The 15,889-nt window shown below is 68.7% G+C and carries 17 protein-coding genes and 2 pseudogenes; 10 read left to right on the top strand and 9 right to left on the bottom strand.

Annotated features, from left to right (window positions below; translation table 11 throughout):
• Positions 1 to 184: 184 nt before the first annotated feature.
• Complete coding sequence (locus tag B9S61_RS27470; protein WP_103544646.1) at positions 185 to 1,030, top strand: DUF4097 family beta strand repeat-containing protein; 846 nt, start codon at positions 185 to 187, stop codon at positions 1,028 to 1,030.
• Between the two features lies 1 nt (position 1,031).
• Positions 1,032 to 2,075, top strand: a complete 1,044-nt coding sequence (locus B9S61_RS27465; protein WP_103544645.1) for a PadR family transcriptional regulator — start codon at positions 1,032 to 1,034, stop codon at positions 2,073 to 2,075.
• Between the two features lie 18 nt (positions 2,076 to 2,093).
• On the opposite strand, the gene B9S61_RS27460 is transcribed toward B9S61_RS27465, so the two are convergent.
• The 4 genes from B9S61_RS27460 to B9S61_RS27445 all read right to left on the bottom strand — a co-directional run bounded on the left by B9S61_RS27460 (position 2,094) and on the right by B9S61_RS27445 (position 5,372).
• Positions 2,094 to 2,660: a Clp protease N-terminal domain-containing protein gene (locus B9S61_RS27460; RefSeq protein WP_103544644.1), complete on the bottom strand. Its 567-nt coding sequence runs from the start codon at positions 2,658 to 2,660 to the stop codon at positions 2,094 to 2,096.
• A complete protein-coding gene (locus B9S61_RS27455) occupies positions 2,660 to 2,869 on the bottom strand; it encodes an HTH domain-containing protein (protein ID WP_103544643.1) in 210 nt (69 codons plus the stop codon). The genes B9S61_RS27460 and B9S61_RS27455 overlap by 1 nt, the downstream gene beginning before the upstream one ends.
• 101 nt (positions 2,870 to 2,970) lie before the next feature.
• A complete protein-coding gene (locus B9S61_RS27450) occupies positions 2,971 to 3,936 on the bottom strand; it encodes a zinc-binding dehydrogenase (RefSeq protein ID WP_103544642.1) in 966 nt (321 codons plus the stop codon).
• 197 nt (positions 3,937 to 4,133) lie between these two features.
• On the bottom strand, positions 4,134 to 5,372 hold the full coding sequence (locus tag B9S61_RS27445; RefSeq protein ID WP_103544641.1) for an NADP-dependent malic enzyme: 1,239 nt from the start codon (positions 5,370 to 5,372) through the stop codon (positions 4,134 to 4,136).
• Positions 5,373 to 5,954: 582 nt separating this feature from the next.
• On the opposite strand from B9S61_RS27445, the gene B9S61_RS27435 reads away from it, so the two are divergent.
• The 3 genes from B9S61_RS27435 to B9S61_RS27425 are packed head-to-tail and all read left to right on the top strand — an operon-like array spanning position 5,955 to position 8,669.
• On the top strand, positions 5,955 to 6,914 hold the full coding sequence (locus B9S61_RS27435) for an ABC transporter substrate-binding protein (RefSeq protein WP_103544640.1): 960 nt from the start codon (positions 5,955 to 5,957) through the stop codon (positions 6,912 to 6,914).
• A gap of 28 nt (positions 6,915 to 6,942) precedes the next feature.
• Positions 6,943 to 7,872 (top strand): amino acid ABC transporter permease, encoded by a 930-nt coding sequence (locus B9S61_RS27430; protein ID WP_103544639.1) that lies wholly within the window; start codon positions 6,943 to 6,945, stop codon positions 7,870 to 7,872.
• Positions 7,869 to 8,669 carry an amino acid ABC transporter ATP-binding protein gene (locus B9S61_RS27425; protein ID WP_103544638.1) on the top strand — a complete coding sequence of 267 codons (801 nt, stop codon included), beginning with the start codon at positions 7,869 to 7,871 and terminating at the stop codon, positions 8,667 to 8,669. The genes B9S61_RS27430 and B9S61_RS27425 overlap by 4 nt, the downstream gene beginning before the upstream one ends.
• A gap of 66 nt (positions 8,670 to 8,735) precedes the next feature.
• Here the strand turns inward: B9S61_RS27425 and B9S61_RS27420 are convergent, their stop codons facing one another.
• Positions 8,736 to 9,506 (bottom strand): trans-aconitate 2-methyltransferase, encoded by a 771-nt coding sequence (locus tag B9S61_RS27420; protein WP_103544637.1) that lies wholly within the window; start codon positions 9,504 to 9,506, stop codon positions 8,736 to 8,738.
• Positions 9,507 to 9,605: 99 nt separating this feature from the next.
• Between B9S61_RS27420 and B9S61_RS27415 the strand changes: the two genes are divergently transcribed.
• Positions 9,606 to 10,256 carry an ABATE domain-containing protein gene (locus B9S61_RS27415; RefSeq protein WP_146064963.1) on the top strand — a complete coding sequence of 217 codons (651 nt, stop codon included), beginning with the start codon at positions 9,606 to 9,608 and terminating at the stop codon, positions 10,254 to 10,256.
• Here the strand turns inward: B9S61_RS27415 and sodX are convergent.
• Complete coding sequence (gene sodX, locus B9S61_RS27410) at positions 10,139 to 10,573, bottom strand: nickel-type superoxide dismutase maturation protease (protein WP_103544636.1); 435 nt, start codon at positions 10,571 to 10,573, stop codon at positions 10,139 to 10,141. The two genes, B9S61_RS27415 and sodX, sit on opposite strands and share 118 nt — an antisense overlap.
• Positions 10,574 to 10,717: 144 nt before the next feature.
• Here sodX and sodN point away from each other — a divergent pair, with 144 nt between their 5' ends.
• Entirely contained in the window at positions 10,718 to 11,113 is a 396-nt protein-coding gene (gene sodN, locus B9S61_RS27405) for a superoxide dismutase, Ni (protein WP_003992892.1), read from the top strand.
• A 7-nt stretch (positions 11,114 to 11,120) separates the two neighbouring features.
• Here sodN and B9S61_RS27400 read toward each other — a convergent pair whose 3' ends face one another.
• A complete protein-coding gene (locus B9S61_RS27400; RefSeq protein ID WP_103544635.1) occupies positions 11,121 to 12,275 on the bottom strand; it encodes a site-specific integrase in 1,155 nt (384 codons plus the stop codon).
• A 24-nt stretch (positions 12,276 to 12,299) separates the two neighbouring features.
• Positions 12,300 to 12,800, bottom strand: a complete 501-nt coding sequence (locus B9S61_RS27395; RefSeq protein WP_103544634.1) for a helix-turn-helix transcriptional regulator — start codon at positions 12,798 to 12,800, stop codon at positions 12,300 to 12,302.
• A 120-nt stretch (positions 12,801 to 12,920) separates the two neighbouring features.
• On the opposite strand from B9S61_RS27395, the gene B9S61_RS27390 reads away from it, so the two are divergent.
• Both B9S61_RS27390 and B9S61_RS27385 read left to right on the top strand, forming a co-directional pair.
• Positions 12,921 to 13,115: an AlpA family transcriptional regulator gene (locus tag B9S61_RS27390; protein ID WP_030628141.1), complete on the top strand. Its 195-nt coding sequence runs from the start codon at positions 12,921 to 12,923 to the stop codon at positions 13,113 to 13,115.
• Between the two features lie 143 nt (positions 13,116 to 13,258).
• Positions 13,259 to 14,353: pseudogene (locus B9S61_RS27385) on the top strand (DUF3631 domain-containing protein); the annotation flags it as partial.
• Between the two features lie 45 nt (positions 14,354 to 14,398).
• Here the strand turns inward: B9S61_RS27385 and B9S61_RS27380 are convergent.
• A pseudogene (locus tag B9S61_RS27380) lies at positions 14,399 to 14,602 on the bottom strand (integrase core domain-containing protein); the annotation flags it as partial.
• Positions 14,603 to 15,189: 587 nt separating this feature from the next.
• On the opposite strand from B9S61_RS27380, the gene B9S61_RS27375 reads away from it, so the two are divergent.
• On the top strand, positions 15,190 to 15,889 hold a 700-nt coding region (locus B9S61_RS27375; RefSeq protein ID WP_258039875.1), incomplete at its 3' end, for a reverse transcriptase domain-containing protein.

Below are 15,889 nucleotides of genomic sequence, written 5' to 3'. Positions count from 1 at the left end.
CCGCCCCCCGCCCGGCCACGACGCGGCGCAACCCATGAGGAGGCCCCGGGCCCGCACAGCCCACCCGGCCACTCACCCCAACGAGTGTCTTGACTTTCCCCACCCGCGATATATCGTGAATAACGTAAGACGCGATATGGCGCGTCAGTGCGCCATCGGGTCACACCCCCAGGAGGCCGTCACCATGCCCGAGTCGTCCGTAGCGGAGCCCACAACGCTCACCTTCGACACCCCCGTGACCGATCTCCACGTACGCATCGTCAACGGCACGGTGAACGTCGTGGGCACCGACGAGGGTTCCGCCCGTCTGGAGGTCTCCGAGATCGACGGCCCACCCCTGGTGGTGACCCAGAAGGACGGCACCCTCACGGTGGCCTACGACGACCTGCCCTGGAAGGGCTTCCTCAAGTGGCTCGACGGCAAGGGCTGGCGCCGCAGCGCGGTGGTCTCCCTGACCGTCCCCGCCGAGACCCGCGTCGAGGTCGGCGTGGTCGGCGCCACCGCCGTCGTCTCGGGCATCCGCGGCCCCGCCGCGGTGAAGGGCGTCGCCGGCGGCACCACCCTGGTCGCCCTGTCCGGCCCGGTCCGCGCGGACACCGTCTCCGGCGACGTGGAGGCCCAGTCCGTCACCGGCGACCTCCGCTTCGCCTCCGTCTCCGGCGACCTCACCGTCGTCGAGGGCTCCGGCCCCTCCGTGCGGGCGGACACGGTCAGCGGCTCCATGATCGTGGACCTCGATCCCGACGGCCCCACCGATGTGAAACTGACCAGCGTCTCGGGCGAGATCGCCATCCGGCTGCCCGACCCGGCGGACGCCGAGGTCGAGGCCAACACCGCCAGCGGCGCGATCTCCAACGCCTTCGACAGTCTCCGGGTCCAGGGCCAGTGGGGCGCGCACAAGCTCAGCGGCCGACTGGGCGCGGGCAGCGGCACCCTGCGCGCCACCACCGTCTCCGGCTCCATAGCCCTGCTGCGCCGCCCGCCCGGCGAGGACGACCATGCCGGTACGACCGACAAGAAGGTGCTCTGACATGCCCCCCGTCTTCGCCCACGGACGCCTCCGCCTCTACCTGCTGAAACTGCTCGACGAGGCACCGCGCCACGGCTACGAGGTGATCCGCCTCCTCGAGGAGCGCTTCCATGGCCTGTACGCACCCTCGGCAGGCACGGTCTACCCCCGCCTGGCGAAGCTGGAGGCGGAAGGCCTGGTCACCCACACCACCGAGGGCGGCCGCAAGGTGTACGCCATCACGGACGCCGGCCGGGCCGAGCTGGCCGACCGCAGCGGCGAGCTGGCCGACCTGGAGCTGGAGATCCGTGAGTCGGTGGCCGAACTGGCCGCCGAGATCCGGGCCGACGTCAGTGGCGCCGCGGGCGATCTGCGCCGTGAGATGCGGGCCGCGGCCGGCAAGGCCCGCCAGTCCCGCCAGTCCCGCCAGTCCCGCGCCGACGGCGCGTCCACCGACGACGAGAGCGTCCTCGGCGATTTCACGGTCTTCGGCGACAAGGACGCCTGGCGCGCCGCCAAGGAGGAGATGCGCCGCGCCAGGCAGGAGTGGAAGGAACAGGCCCGGCGCGCCAAGGACGAGAGCCGCCGCTCCCGCGAGGAGGCCCAGCGTGCCCGCCGCCAGGCCAAGGAGGCGCAGGAGGAGGTACAGCGCATCATGCGGCAGGTCCAGGAGCAGGTGCAGGACCACTTCGCCCGGGGCGACTGGCCGACGGGACTGCGCGAGGGCCTGGGCGAGCTCGCCAAGGGAATGGGCGGGTTCGGCAAGGACTTCCCCTTCGGCCGCACCGGAACCGAGCCCTCCGGCAAGCCCTCCGAGCCGTCGTACTCCGCGACCTCCGAGGACTTCCCCGCCGACTACGTCCCGGCCTGGGCGCACGGGGACGGGGCGGACTCCACCGGCGACCCGGCCCGGGACCTGGACCGGCTGCTGGACCGCTTCCGGGACGACATCCGGGACACGGCCCGCGACCACGGAGTCACCGCGGACCAGCTCCGCGACGCCCGCGGCCATCTGTCCGCGGCGGCGGCCCGGATAGCGAAGACGCTCCGCTCCCCGGACTCCTGAGCCCCCGCCGACCGGCCGTCAACCCGCCTTGACCCCGCCGCCGCTCCCGTACAGCACCCGGGTCACGGACTCGTAGGTCACTCCGTGGTCGGCGAGGATCTCGGCGGGGACGCCGGGGCGGGAGGTGAGGGCCAGCAGGATGTGCTCGTCGCCGATGTGCCGGTCCCGCAGGGCCACGGCGACACGCAGCGCTCCCTCGAGCACGTCCCTGGCGTCCCGGCCGAAGCCGCGGCGCCCCGACCACCACCCCTTGCCCTTGCGGTCGCCGGACATCGACCCGATGCCGTGGGCTTCCTCCACCCGGGCAACGATCTCCGAGACATCGATCCCCAGCCCGGCGAGTGCGTCGGTCTCGGCCCGGGAGAGACCGGCACGGCGCCGGGAGTCCGCCAGGGCCCGCCGGGCCGACTCCCTGCGTTCGTCCGCCCCGAGCGCCGCCAGCGCGAAGGACGCCCGGCTCGCCTCCCGGTCCAACAGGGCGAGCATCAGGTGCCCGGGGTCGACGGTCCCCGCCCGCTCCCCTTCGGCCTGCTCGACCGCCCCCTTCACCACATCCCGGGCGTCCTTCGTGAACCTCTCGAACATCAATGCCTCCCGTACTTCTTGTGCACGGCCTGCCTGCTGACCCCGAGTTCGCCGGCGATCTCCTGCCACGACCAGCCCTGGTTGCGCGCGTTGCGCACCTGAACGGTCTCCAGCTGCTCCAGCAGCCTGCGCAGCGCGGCGACGGCCCGCAGGCCGATCCGCGGGTCACGGTCGCCCGCCCGCTCGGCGAGGTCGGTTGCCTCAGTCATGATGTCAACGTACGTTGACATCGAGCCGTCGTCAACCTCAGTTGACAAGTCGACGGCCGGCCCGGAGAACCGGACCGGCCGTCGACACGAACACCCGCCGCTCAGGGGCTGGTGAGCACGATCTTCCCGAACTGCCCACCGGACTCCATCCGCTCGAAGCCCTCCCTCGCCCGGTCCATCGGCAGCACCTCGTCGATGACCGGACGTACACCCGTGGCGGCACAGAAGGAGAGCAGGTCCTCCAGCTCGTCCTTGGTCCCCATCGTCGATCCGACGATCTTCAGCTCCAGGAAGAAGACCCGGGTCAGCTCGGCGTGCGAGGGCCGGTCACCGCTGGTTGCCCCGGAGATCACCACCGTGCCGCCGGGGCGCAGCGACTTCACCGAGTGGGACCAGGTGGCGGCCCCCACGGTCTCGATGACGGCGTCGACCCGCTGGGGCAGCCGCGCCCCGGGCTCGACCGCCTCCACGGCGCCGAGCTCCAGCGCCCGCTTGCGCTTGGCCTCGTCCCGGCTGGTGGCGAAGACCCGCAGTCCGGCGGCCTTGCCGAGCACGATGGCGGCCGTGGCGACACCGCCGCCGGCCCCCTGCACCAGCACGGAGTCACCGGGCCGGACCCCGGCGTTGGTGAACAGCATCCGGTACGCCGTCAGCCAGGCGGTCGGCAGACAGGCGGCCTCCTCGAAGGAGAGCTCCTTCGGCTTGGGCAGGATGTTCCAGGTGGGCACGGCGACCTGCTCGGCGAAGGTGCCCGGGTAGCGCTCGGTCAGGATGGACCGGGGCTCCCCCGGGCCCACCCCGTGGCCACTCTGGCCGATCACCGAGTGCAGGACGACCTCGTTGCCGTCCGCGTCGACACCCGCGGCGTCGCAGCCGAGGATCATCGGCAGCTTGTCCTCCGCGAGGCCGACGCCCCGCAGGGACCAGAGGTCATGGTGGTTGAGGGAGGCGGCCTTGACCGTGACGGTGCTCCAGCCGGGGCGGGTCTCGGGAGCGGGACGCTCCCCCGACTCCAGACCGTCGAGCGGCTGGTCGCGGTCGATTCGGGCGGCGTAGACAGCGAACATGACCTTGACGATAGGATCCCCGGCCCGCCGGGGGAACCGGGGCCCGCTGTGACACACGCCCTCTTGCCACCCGCCCCGCGCCGCACGGCGGCGATCGCCACCCATCCGGCCCCGGGTCCTCGGCGGCACCGCCGGCCCCCGGAAAAGCGAGACGGCCCCGTCCGTACCCGGACGGGGCCGAGGAGAAGACGTGCGCCTCAGCGGCGGGCGACACCCTCCGCGCGGGCGGCAGCGGCCACGGCGGCCGTCACCGCGGGGGCGACCCGCTCGTCGAACGGGGACGGGATGACGTAGTCGGCGGCGAGATCGTCGCCGACGACCGAGGCCAGCGCCTCGGCCGCCGCCAGCTTCATCCCCTCGGTGATCCGGGAGGCCCGCACCTGCAGCGCGCCCGCGAAGATCCCGGGGAAGGCCAGCACGTTGTTGATCTGGTTCGGGAAGTCCGACCGTCCGGTGGCCACGACCGCCGCGTACTTGTGCGCGACCTCCGGGTGCACCTCCGGCTCCGGGTTGGCCATGGCGAAGACGAAGGCGCCCTCGGCCATCGACGCCACCGCCGTCTCCGGCACCGTGCCGCCGGAGACGCCGATGAACACGTCGGCCCCGGCCAGCGCCGACTCCAGCGATCCGGAGAGGCCGGCCTTGTTGGTGAACGACGCCAGCTCCGCCTTGATCGGCGTGAGGTCGTCACGGTCGGCCGACACGACGCCCCTGCGGTCCGCCACGGCGACATCGCCGATACCGGCCTCGACCAGCATCTTGGCGATCGCGAAACCCGCTGCGCCGGCACCCGAGATGACGGCCCGCAGCTCGCCCAGCGTGCGCCCGCTCAGCCGCGCCGCGTTCCGCAGCGCCGCCAGCGACACGACCGCCGTGCCGTGCTGGTCGTCGTGGAAGACCGGGATGTCCAGCCGCTCCTGCAGCCGGCGCTCGATCTCGAAGCACCGGGGGGCCGAGATGTCCTCCAGGTTCACCCCTCCGAAGGACGGGGCGAGCCGGACCACGGTCTCGACGATCTCGTCGACGTCGGTGCAGTTCAGTGCGAGCGGGACCGCGTCCACGCCGCCGAACTGCTTGAAGAGGATGGCCTTGCCCTCCATCACCGGGAGGGAGGCCTCGGGCCCGATGTCCCCGAGCCCCAGCACGGCCGTACCGTCCGTCACGACGGCGACGACCTGCGACTTCCACGTGTAGTCGTGGACCAGGTCCGGCTGCTCGGCGATCGCGCTGCACACCTTCGCGACGCCGGGTGTGTAGGCCAGGGACAGGTCGTCCCGGTCGCGGATCGGCACGGTGGCCTGCACGGCCATCTTGCCTCCGCGGTGCAGCGCGAAAGCCGGGTCGAAGGAATCCAGGGGCTCTGCCCTGCTCTCCGGTTCCTTGAGACCGTTCCGGCTTTCGCTGTCGCTGCGAGGATTGACAATCTCCGCTGCCACTTGGTTTTACCCCTTAAGTATTTACGGTTTGAGGGTTGCCACTCCTGGTGAGGGGTGGGCGGGACCGCGCAAGGCCCGGAGGGTTGATGCGTACGGGCCGAACGCGACGGGCGCGCCGCACACGCGCCCTCGAGCCCCGGATGAGGGGTGTAGAGAACCTTCTTACCGGACGGACGCCTTCGGCGACGAGTCCATAACGTGAAGGTCACATGCCGCCACCCGGAATCATCGCCCGATATCCGGACAAGATCCGGACGAACCTCCAGCAACCCCACAACTGACGGCAAAGATCACCGCCGCGATCTCCATAACACGGTCCTCACCGGAGATCCTCCCGCCGGAATGGCGAATTCCCACAGACTGTCCGGCCGCGTTGTACCGGACTGGTGCGGTTCGAGCGTCACCCGTTATCCGATTTTGACATCGGGAGGCCCCTTGACCGCGCGGTCCGAATGGCAAGATGCGGTAATCACACGAGGTCGCGACACTCGAAAGCGTGTGCTCTCGACGACCCACGGCGACGCCGTAAAGGCAGCCGCCCGCCCCATCGGCAACTCCACCCATCCGCCGGAGGAACCCACCATGACCGCACGCACCACCCGTCGTACCACCGCCGCGCGCTCCCGTCTTGCGGCGGTCGGCGCGATCGCGGTCGCAGGCGCACTGCTTCTCACCGGCTGCGGTGACCAGACGGACAAGGCCGGCGACAGCGACACCGCCGAAGCGTCCGACGCGCCGCTCGCCGACAAGCTCCCGGCCGACATCCGCAAGGCGGGTGTCGTCAAGGTGGGCTCCGACATCGCGTACCCGCCGGTCGAGTTCATGAAGGACGGCAAGGCCGTCGGCATCGACCCCGACATCGCCGAAGCCCTCGGCAAGCAGCTCGGCGTGAAGTTCGACTTCCAGAACGGCAAGTTCGACCAGCTCATCGTCGGTCTGCAGTCCAAGCGCTTCAACGTGATCATGTCCGCGATGAACGACACCGCGGACCGCCAGAACGGCATCGACTCCGACACCGGCAAGAAGGCCGGCGACGGTATCGACTTCGTCGACTACTTCACCGCGGGTACGTCGATCCTCGTCCAGAAGGGCAACCCCGAGGGCATCAAGTCCCTGGACGACCTCTGCGGCAAGGTCGTCGCGCTGCAGCGCGGCACCACCTCGGAGGGCATCGCCGACGCGCAGAACGAGAAGTGCACCGCCGACGGCAAGAAGGCCATCGAGCTCCAGACCTACGACACCGACCCCGAGGCCCTGCTCCGGCTGAAGCAGGGCGCGTCCGTCGCGGACCTCAACGACTTCCCGGTCGCCGCGTACAACGCCAAGACGTCGGGCGGCGGCAAGGACTTCGAGGTCGTCGGCGAACAGATCGAGGCCGGCCCGTACGGCATCGGTGTGAGCAAGGACCAGACCCAGCTGCGCGACGCTCTCCAGGCGGCCATGAACGCCATCATCGAGAACGGCGAGTACACCAAGATCATGGAGAAGTGGAACGTCACGGACGGCGCGGTGACCGAGGCGAAGATCAACGGCGGTTCCTGAACCTCGGCGACACTGAAGGGCAGTCACTGTGACGGACACGGTCGACAAGGCTCCGGCGCCATCGGTGCCGCCGGAGCAGATCAAGGCGATCCCGGTACGCCACTACGGCCGCTGGGTGGCCGGCGCGGTGGTCCTCGGCATCCTGGTACTGATCGGGATCGCCTTCTCCAACGCGAACATCAACTACGGCATCATCCCGGACTACCTGACGGACGGGACGATTCTGTCCGGCGCCTGGCACACGCTGTACATCTCCGTGCTCGCCATGCTGCTGGGCCTCGTCCTGGGCGTGATCCTCGCGGTCATGCGGATGTCGTCCAACCCGGTCACCAGCACAGTCGCCTACTTCTACGTCTGGTTCTTCCGCGGTACGCCGGTCCTGGTCCAGCTGCTCATCTGGTACAACATCGCGCTCGTGTTCCCCACTCTCAACCTGGGGTTCTACAAGGACGAGATGAACCAGGTGATGACGCCGTTCCTGGCGGCCCTGCTCGGGCTCGGCCTGAACGAGGCCGCGTACATGTCCGAGATCGTCCGCGCGGGCATCCAGTCCGTCGACGAGGGACAGACGGAGGCCTCCCACGCCCTGGGCATGACCCGCTCCAGGACGCTGCGCCGGGTGGTTCTCCCGCAGGCGATGCGGGTGATCGTGCCGCCGACGGGCAACGAGTTCATCAACATGCTGAAGACCTCGTCGCTCGCCTACGCGGTGCAGTTCAACGAACTCATCAAACGGTCCACCGACGTCTCCAGCACGTCGCTCGCGGTGGTCGAGATGTACTTCGTGGCGTCGATCTGGTACTTGGCCCTCACCAGCGTCTTCAGCGTCGGCCAGTACTACCTGGAGCGCCGCTACGCCCGCGGCTCGACACGCGGTCTGCCGCCGACACCGCTGCAGCGCCTCAAGAAGAACCTCCGCCTCTTCAACTCCTTCAGCCGGCCGGGGGCGAACCGATGAGCAAGATCGACAAGGACATCGTGAGCGGCCCGAGCGGCCACCCGATGGTCAAGGCGGAGGGTGTGCACAAGTCCTTCGGCCTCGCGCACATCCTCAAGGGCATCGACCTGGAGGTGAACGCGCGGGAGGTGTTCTGCCTGATCGGCCCGTCCGGCTCCGGCAAGTCCACGTTCCTGCGGTGCATCAACCACCTGGAGAAGATCAGCGCCGGCCGGCTGTCCGTCGACGGCGAGCTGGTCGGCTACCGGCAGAAGGGCGACAAGCTCTACGAGCTCAAGGAGGCGGAGGTCGCGGCGCAGCGACGGGACATCGGCATGGTGTTCCAGCGCTTCAACCTCTTCCCGCACATGACGGCGCTGGAGAACGTCATGGAGGCTCCGGTCCAGGTCAAGCGCGAGACCAAGGCCGTCGCCCGGGAGCGTGCGGAGCGGCTGCTGGACCGGGTCGGTCTCGGCGACCGGAAGAGGCACTACCCGGCACAGCTCTCCGGCGGTCAGCAGCAGCGTGTGGCGATCGCCCGCGCGCTGGCGATGCAGCCCAAGCTGATGCTCTTCGACGAGCCGACGTCGGCCCTCGACCCGGAGCTCGTCGGGGAGGTCCTCGACGTCATGCGCGACCTCGCCGAGGACGGCATGACGATGGTCGTCGTCACCCATGAGATGGGCTTCGCCCGCGAGGTGGGCGACAGCCTGGTCTTCATGGACGACGGCGTGGTCATCGAGGCCGGCAGTCCGCGCGAGGTGCTGACCAACCCGCAGCACGACCGGACCAGGTCGTTCCTGTCCAAGGTGCTCTGACCTCGGTCCCGCGCACGGCGGAGGGGCGGTACGGAATGTCCGTACCGCCCCTCCGCCGTGCGCGCCCTACTTCAGCGCCAGCAGCAGGGTGTCGGACGGTGAGCACCACACCGGCCGCGCCTCGCCGAACCCCTTCTCGTGCAGCACGCGCGCGTGCCACGCCGGGGACGGCATGTCGCCGTCCGCGTGCTCGCCGTAGATCTCGAACCGGCGGGCCGTCGGCTCCGCGAGGACCGGGTCCTGGGCGGCGAGCCGCCACCACTCGGCCCAGTCCAGGGCGCCGTCCGCCCTGGCCCGGTCCATGTGTGCGTGCCGCCGGGCCCGCTCCGCCGCGTTGATCCGGGGCGTGGTCTCGTCGATCATGTGGTCCGCGTTCATGAAGACACCGCCGTCGCGGACCAGCCCCGCGATGTGCCCGTAGAGGTGCGCGAGCGGTTCCCGGTGCAGCCAGTGGAGCGCCGTCGCGGTCAGCACGGCGTCGTAGGAGTCGTACGGCAGCGCGTCCGCCCAGCCGGGGTCCTTGAGGTCGGCGGTGACGAACGTGACCCGCCGGTCGCCCGCGAAGGTGCCCTCGGCGATGGCGAGCAGCGCCGGGTCCAGGTCGACGCCGGTGCTGGTGGCGTCGGGGAGGCGGGTGAGCAGCCGGGCGGTGATGGTGCCGGTGCCGCAGGCCAGGTCCAGCACGCGCGGGGCGGGGCCGGTCAGGGCCTCGACCATGTCGAGCATGACCCGGAACCGCTCCTCGCGGTCGGGCATGTACCACTCCTGCTGCCGGTCCCAGCTCTCCTGCCAGGCGTGCCAGTCGGCGGCGGCCGTGGTGGTGTGCGCGTCCGTCATCGGGCCCTCCCTCGTCCACGTCACGTAATACCCTTGCCACACGGCCGTCTGTTACAGGACCGCGCTCCCGACGATAGATCCCTCACGTAAGGACTACAAGTGGAACTGGCCTATTACTCGGACTACGCCGTGCGCCTCGTCAACACCGAGGAGCCGGCCCGGGGAAAGGACACGCTGACCTCGGTCGAGGCCGTCCGCGACCTGTTCGGCGGGAACCAGTCGGCCGCCCGGCGTACCACCGACGCCGATGTGACGCGGTTCCGCTCGGTCCGGGCCCGGCTCCGCTCGGTCTTCGAGGCGGCGGACGCGGACGACGAGACCCTCGCCGTCGACCTGCTGAACTCGCTGCTGCTGGAGTTCCCGGTCAGCCCGCAGATCTCCGGCCACGACTTCCGCGACGACGACGGCCGCCCGCTGTGGCACATGCACCTGGCCGACCACCCCTCCAACGCGACCGCGGGCTACGCCGCCATCGCCGCGATGGGCCTCGCCTTCCACCTCACCGAGTACGGCGTGGACCGGCTCGGCCTGTGCGAGGCGGCGCCCTGCCGCAACGCCTACCTGGACACCTCGACCAACCGCTCCCGCCGCTACTGCTCCGACCGCTGCGCCACCCGCGCCAACGTGGCCGCCTACCGCGCCCGCAAACGCCTGGAGGCCGACCGGGCGGAGAGCACCGGCCGCGCCGACGACAGCGCCCAGCCCACCACGGCCAGCGGTGAACGCCGCCCGGAACTGCGCGGCCGGTAACGGAAGCGGACCCGCCCCAGTACCAGTTCGTCGGGGACGACGCCGTAGTCGGTGCTGTCGCCGCCGGCGTACGTGTTGTCCCCGAGCACCCACCAGCCGCCGTCCCGCCGCTCGGCCGCCCGCTTCACGACCAGCAGGTCCTGCTGGAACGGGTGCCGCAGCACGATCACGTCACCGCGTCTGACCCTGGCCCCGTAGTGCACCAGCAGCCGGTCCCCGTGGTGCAGCGTGGGCACCATGGACGGCCCGGTCACCTCGGCCACCCCGAAGGGCAGCGGCGCCCTCACCCGCTCGGCGTCCTGCGACAGCTCCGGCATCTCCCGGCACCTCCCGGTTCTTCCTCCACCAGTCCCAGTGTGACCCCGGACTTTTGCCCTAAGCCCGCGGGGGCACCCGCCAAAAGCCGTCCGCCACGGAGTAATGTCCAGTGTGAGAAGACGATCACGAGGAAGGAACGCTCCATGCTTTCCCGCCTGTTTGCCCCCAAGGTCAAGGTCAGCGCCCACTGCGACCTGCCCTGCGGCGTGTACGACCCGGCCCAGGCCCGCATCGAGGCGGAGTCGGTGAAGGCCGTCCAGGAGAAGATGGCCGGCAACGACGACCCGCACTTCCAGGCCCGCGCCACGGTCATCAAGGAGCAGCGCGCCGAGCTGGCGAAGCACCACGTCTCCGTGCTGTGGAGCGACTACTTCAAGCCCCCGCACTTCGAGAAGTACCCGGAGCTGCACCAGCTGGTCAACGACACCCTGAAGGCCCTGTCGGCCGCCAAGGGCTCCACGGACCCGGCCACCGGCCAGAAGGCCCTGGACTACATCGCCCAGATCGACAAGATCTTCTGGGAGACCAAGAAGGCTTGATCTCTGGCTAGGCCGTCTGACCTGCGGTTTCGCTGGTCAGACTCCCTACCGGTCCGCACCCGGTCCGCAGGCCGCCGAGCACGGCGTCCATCACGGACCGGGTGCGGTCTTCTTCGCCCGGCCACAGGTGCGCGTAGATCCGTAGTGTGATGACGGCGGACGCGTGGCCGAGGACCATCTGCACCTGCTTGACGCTCGCGCCGCCCGCGATGAGCGCGGAGGCGTAGAAGTGCCGCAGGTCGTGGGTCACCATGTGCGGCAGCTCGACGGCCTTGCGGCCCTCGTTCTTGGCCGCCTCACTCTCCTCCGCCTGGAGCGCCCTGCGGGCGCAGTTCCACTCGGTCTTCCAGCGGCGGTAGTTGAGAGGCTCCCCCTCCTCCATCGTGAACAGCCACTCCGTAGAGGGGCGTGCGGCGAGGTGGCCGAGGAGCGCGTCGGTGACGACCTCCCCGACCGGAACCGTCCGTCGGGACTTGGCGGTCTTCGGCGGACCGATCTTCCCTGACTGCAGCCGCTGCCGCTCCACGCGAATGCTGCCGGCCTTGAAGTCGACGTCCGCCACCTTGAGGCCAAGCAGCTCTCCTATCCGCAGACCTGATCCGGCGAGCGTGACGACGGCCGCACGGATGTACGGCGGCATCACCCGCACCATGGCCTCCACCTGGGCGACGGTGGGCGGGGTGACCTCCTCGTCCGGCATGACCGGAAGGGTGATCCGGCGGCACGGACTGGAGGCGATGACCTTGTCGTCCACGGCCGCCGTCATGAGACGCACGAGAACGTCATAGACGTTTCGCACACTGCCGGGGGCGAGCTGATCGGACAGGCGCTTGAAGAGCACCTGTATGTCATTACGGCGGATCGCCGCCAGTGAGCGGGCGCCCAACGCTGGTACGAGGTGGAGCCGGAGCGCGTTGTCGGTGATGCGCTCACCCGCCTCGCTCGCGATGAGCGAGCCCTGCCACCTCTCGGCGTACTTCGCGAAGGTGATGCGACCGGCGCGCGGGTCGACGTACTGACCGGTGACCACGCTGGTCGTGACCTCGTCGAGCCAGCGCTGGGCGTCGAGTTTCCGGTCGAAGTGGCGGGCGTGCTCCTTGCCGTCGAGGTCACGGTATCGGGCGCGCCATTTGCCGTTGGGGCGCTTCTGGATGTTCGCCAAGTGGCTTCTCCTTGGTGCTGGTTGTCAGTAGTGACCCCCGTCCTCGATGTCGCCGCTGAGGACGCGCGCGTCTCGCTCGTCCCCCATGAGGCGGAGGCACTGCTCGTGGATTGCCCGCGAGCTGTCGGGGTTGGCCTTGATGTGGCCGGCGACAGCGACCACTGCGCGGTGCAGGCGGTCGCGGGCGTCGCGGGCTTCGTAGAACGCTTCGACGGCTTCCTGGACGAGCCGTCGGCTGTTCATGTCGAGCCCTTCGAGGGGCGGGGACATCAGCTCTTCGAGGGGGAGCTCGAAGACGCGAGAGAAGGCGAGCGCCTCATCCAGGTTGATTCGGCGACGGGGTGAGCCGTTCTCGATGCGCCACACGGCCGTCTGGTTCATCTTCACCCCGGCTCTGGTCACGCGCTCGGCCAGCTCTGTCGTACTCCACCCTCTGACCTCGCGCTCCAGGGCCACCCGGCCCGCCACGTTGCCTTCGCTGTAGAGCAGCGGCACTTCGCCGCCCTCGGCCTTCTTGCTTGCCATCGAACCTCCGCCACGACCGTCGCTATCCAAATTGAAACATGAATTTCCCGATTTGGCTAACCGCCGATCATGAGGTACTGATTATGCAGATCGAATCGCCACCTAGCCGAATAGGAACGCATGCGATACCTGACCACCGCCGAGGTCGCCGAGCGCTACCGCACCGCCGAGAGCACCGTCCGCTACTGGCGCCAGCTCAAGAAGGGGCCGCGCGGCATCAAGGTCGGCAAGCGGGTGCTCTACCCCGAGGCCGAACTGCTGCGCTACGAGCGCGCGCTGATCGACGGCGGAGACGAGTGGGGCCTGGCCTCATGAGCCGCCGGACCGCCCGGACACAGGAACGGCCCTCGGCGCGCCTACGCCGAGGGCCGGAGATCCCCTTGCACCTCGCCCATCCCTGAACGAACTGGTCGGGGGCGAGACCTTGCCCGTCTCGCCCCCACCTGAGAGGAACATCTATGAAGGACCCTACGTCCCCCGCCACCTCGAAGGCATCCGACGTTGCCTGGCCACCGATCGCGGTTCCAGGCCAGGGTCTGCCCCGCGACCGGCAGACACGTCCCGCCATCGGAGGCCCGCCCGCCGATGCTCCGAACCGGAGCTCATGCGATTCGCGACCTGCCGAGACTAGTGCCCCGACAACAGCGTCGGACAGCGCAGGCGTTCCTGCTCCAGGCGGACCAGAATCCCAAGATAGCGGCGGGCCGGCAGGCGCAGGCAGCGCGCTGCTGGACGACCTCCGCACGGCGATCGGGCGGTACGTCGTGCTGCCGAGCGACGAGGCCCTGACCGCGGTCACCCTGTGGGTCGCGGCTTCCCACATCCAGCCGGGCCTCCAGCACGCGCCGCGGCTGGCGGTAGTGGGGCCGACCAAGGGGTGCGGCAAGTCCCGTCTCCTGGACGTCCTCTACGAGACCGTCCACCAGCCGATGATGACGGTGAACACCTCCCCCGCCGTCGTCTTCCGCGTCATCGGCAAGAACCCGCCGACGCTGCTGGTGGACGAGGCCGACACCATCTTCGGCCCCAAGGCGGGCGACAAGGAAGACCTGCGCGGCCTGCTGAACGCCGGGCACCAGCGCAACCGGCCCGCCTGGCGGATCTCCGGGCCGGAGCACAAGCCGACCGCGTTCCCCACCTTCGCGATGGCGGCGCTGGCCGGTATCGGTGACCTGCCGGACACGATCATGGACCGGGCGATCGTCATCCGCATGCAGAAGCGCAAGCCGGGTGAGCGGATCACCCCGTTCCGATCGCGATACTCCGTACCGGAACTGCACGCGATTCGCGACCGGCTGGCCGACTGGCTGGTCCCGCAGCGCGGCACCGTCGCGGGCGCGGTGCCGAAGATGCCCGTCGAGGACCGCGCCGCCGACACATGGGAGCCGCTCGTCATCGTCGCCGACCTCGCCGGCGGGCACTGGCCCGCGCGGGCACGTGTCGCTTGCCTCGCGATGACGCGCAACGAAGTGGTCCAGGACGAGCAAACGACGCTGAAAACACGGCTGCTGCGTGACATCCGCCGCGTCTTCGACCAGGAGGGCAGCAAGGAGTGAGGGGCCTCGCGTTTTTCGGACAGGGATCTGACCGGGGTCAATTCATGCGGTGAGTCGCAAATTCTCCAATGCGGCGTGAACTTCGCGCGGAGGGCGGTAACCCACTGCCGAATGAAGGCGTTTGAGATTGTACCAGAGTTCGATGTATCTGATGATGTCCCGTCGGGCTGCCTCGCGAGTGGGGTAACTCATGCGCGATACCCGCTCATTCTTCAGGGCTCCGAAGAACGATTCGGCCATGGCGTTGGTGTGTCCAGAAGGTGATTGTGAGGTTCTGATGTAGAAGACGGAAACGAACAGTTGCCATGCTGTTGTGGAGATGAAGGTAGGTCCTTCGACATCGGCATGCAGGTGCAGGTGTCAAACCGCCATGAGCTGCTGCGGTGAATGAGCCGTGGTGGTGAGCGTCATGGAAAAGCCGTACTGAATACGGCAGGTGTGGGCTGAGAAGACGAACGCAAGTGAACCACTGATGACGTGTCGTAAAGCTTAGACGACATCAAAACCGGGGCCTCAATGCTGTCCTGGGATGAGCCAGGCGGGAACCTGTCTACTGGTCTGGCGGTGTCCGGCATGAAGGTGGCGCGAGCTCAGTCCGGGCTTCACAACGGAACTGGAGATCTCCTCGACGCGAAACCGCGATCCGCGGGTTGACGTGGATCGCGAGAGGGAGAGGCGCAAGTGGCGAAGAGCCATGAGAGCCGGAGTACCAGTCGCGCGTCGGGAGGGCGGAACGTCCCGTAGTAGTGATGAAACCTCCGTAATAGAGGCGGAGCGAAGGGGACGTGTTGTTGAGTGTCGATCGGCGATCAACCAGAGATGGGAGGAATCGGATGGTCGAGACGAGATCAGCAAGCAAGCCGTTTGATATTCCGAAACGGCTGGTCTGGAACGCATACCTGAAGGTCAAGGCCAACAGGGGAGCGGCTGGGGTGGACGGGCAGTCGTTAGCGGAGTTTGAGCAGGATGAGAAGAACAACCTGTACAAGCTGTGGAACCGGTTGTCCTCGGGAAGTTACTTCCCTCCGCCTGTGAGAGCGGTTGATATTCCCAAAGCCGGCGGTGGGACTCGGAGCCTTGGGGTTCCGACCGTGGCTGACAGGATCGCTCAGACGGCAGTGGCCATGACATTGGAGCCAGATGTGGAGCAGATCTTCCATCAGGATTCGTATGGCTATCGCCCGAGGCGGTCCGCGCTGGATGCAGTGGAGACGTGCAAGCAGCGGTGCTGGAGGCATCCTTGGGTGATTGACATTGACATCCAGGGATTCTTCGACAACGTGCCGCACGCCCCCATCATCGCGGCAGTGGAAAGACATGCCAATCTCCCGTGGGTGCTGCTGTATGTGAAGCGATGGCTTGTCGCCCCCGTGCGGCAGCCCGACGGAACGCTCGTCAGACGGGAAAAGGGAACTCATCAAGGGTCTTCCATTTCACCGTTGTTGTCGAATCTGTTCATGCACTACGCCTTCGATGCGTGGCTGGCTCGGGAGTACCCGGGGATCAGGTTCGAGCGGTACGGCGACGACGCTG

Origin of the sequence: Streptomyces sp. SM1, from assembly GCF_002910825.1 — a bacterium.
GTDB lineage: Bacteria > Actinomycetota > Actinomycetes > Streptomycetales > Streptomycetaceae > Streptomyces > Streptomyces okerensis.
The sequence above is the reverse complement of the archived record's forward strand: the minus strand, read 5'-3'. Positions and strand labels throughout refer to the sequence as shown.

Excerpts from the sequence above, each read along its gene's own strand:
- B9S61_RS27470 (WP_103544646.1), top strand. The coding sequence starts at position 185 with ATGCCCGAGTCGTCCGTAGCGGAGCCCACAACGCTCACCTTCGACACC.
- B9S61_RS27465 (WP_103544645.1), top strand. The coding sequence starts at position 1,032 with ATGCCCCCCGTCTTCGCCCACGGACGCCTCCGCCTCTACCTGCTGAAA.
- B9S61_RS27460 (WP_103544644.1), bottom strand. The coding sequence starts at position 2,660 with ATGTTCGAGAGGTTCACGAAGGACGCCCGGGATGTGGTGAAGGGGGCG.
- B9S61_RS27455 (WP_103544643.1), bottom strand. The coding sequence starts at position 2,869 with ATGACTGAGGCAACCGACCTCGCCGAGCGGGCGGGCGACCGTGACCCG.
- B9S61_RS27450 (WP_103544642.1), bottom strand. The coding sequence starts at position 3,936 with ATGTTCGCTGTCTACGCCGCCCGAATCGACCGCGACCAGCCGCTCGAC.
- B9S61_RS27435 (WP_103544640.1), top strand. The coding sequence starts at position 5,955 with ATGACCGCACGCACCACCCGTCGTACCACCGCCGCGCGCTCCCGTCTT.
- B9S61_RS27425 (WP_103544638.1), top strand. The coding sequence starts at position 7,869 with ATGAGCAAGATCGACAAGGACATCGTGAGCGGCCCGAGCGGCCACCCG.
- B9S61_RS27420 (WP_103544637.1), bottom strand. The coding sequence starts at position 9,506 with ATGACGGACGCGCACACCACCACGGCCGCCGCCGACTGGCACGCCTGG.
- sodX (WP_103544636.1), bottom strand. The coding sequence starts at position 10,573 with ATGCCGGAGCTGTCGCAGGACGCCGAGCGGGTGAGGGCGCCGCTGCCC.
- sodN (WP_003992892.1), top strand. The coding sequence starts at position 10,718 with ATGCTTTCCCGCCTGTTTGCCCCCAAGGTCAAGGTCAGCGCCCACTGC.
- B9S61_RS27395 (WP_103544634.1), bottom strand. The coding sequence starts at position 12,800 with ATGGCAAGCAAGAAGGCCGAGGGCGGCGAAGTGCCGCTGCTCTACAGC.
- B9S61_RS27390 (WP_030628141.1), top strand. The coding sequence starts at position 12,921 with ATGCGATACCTGACCACCGCCGAGGTCGCCGAGCGCTACCGCACCGCC.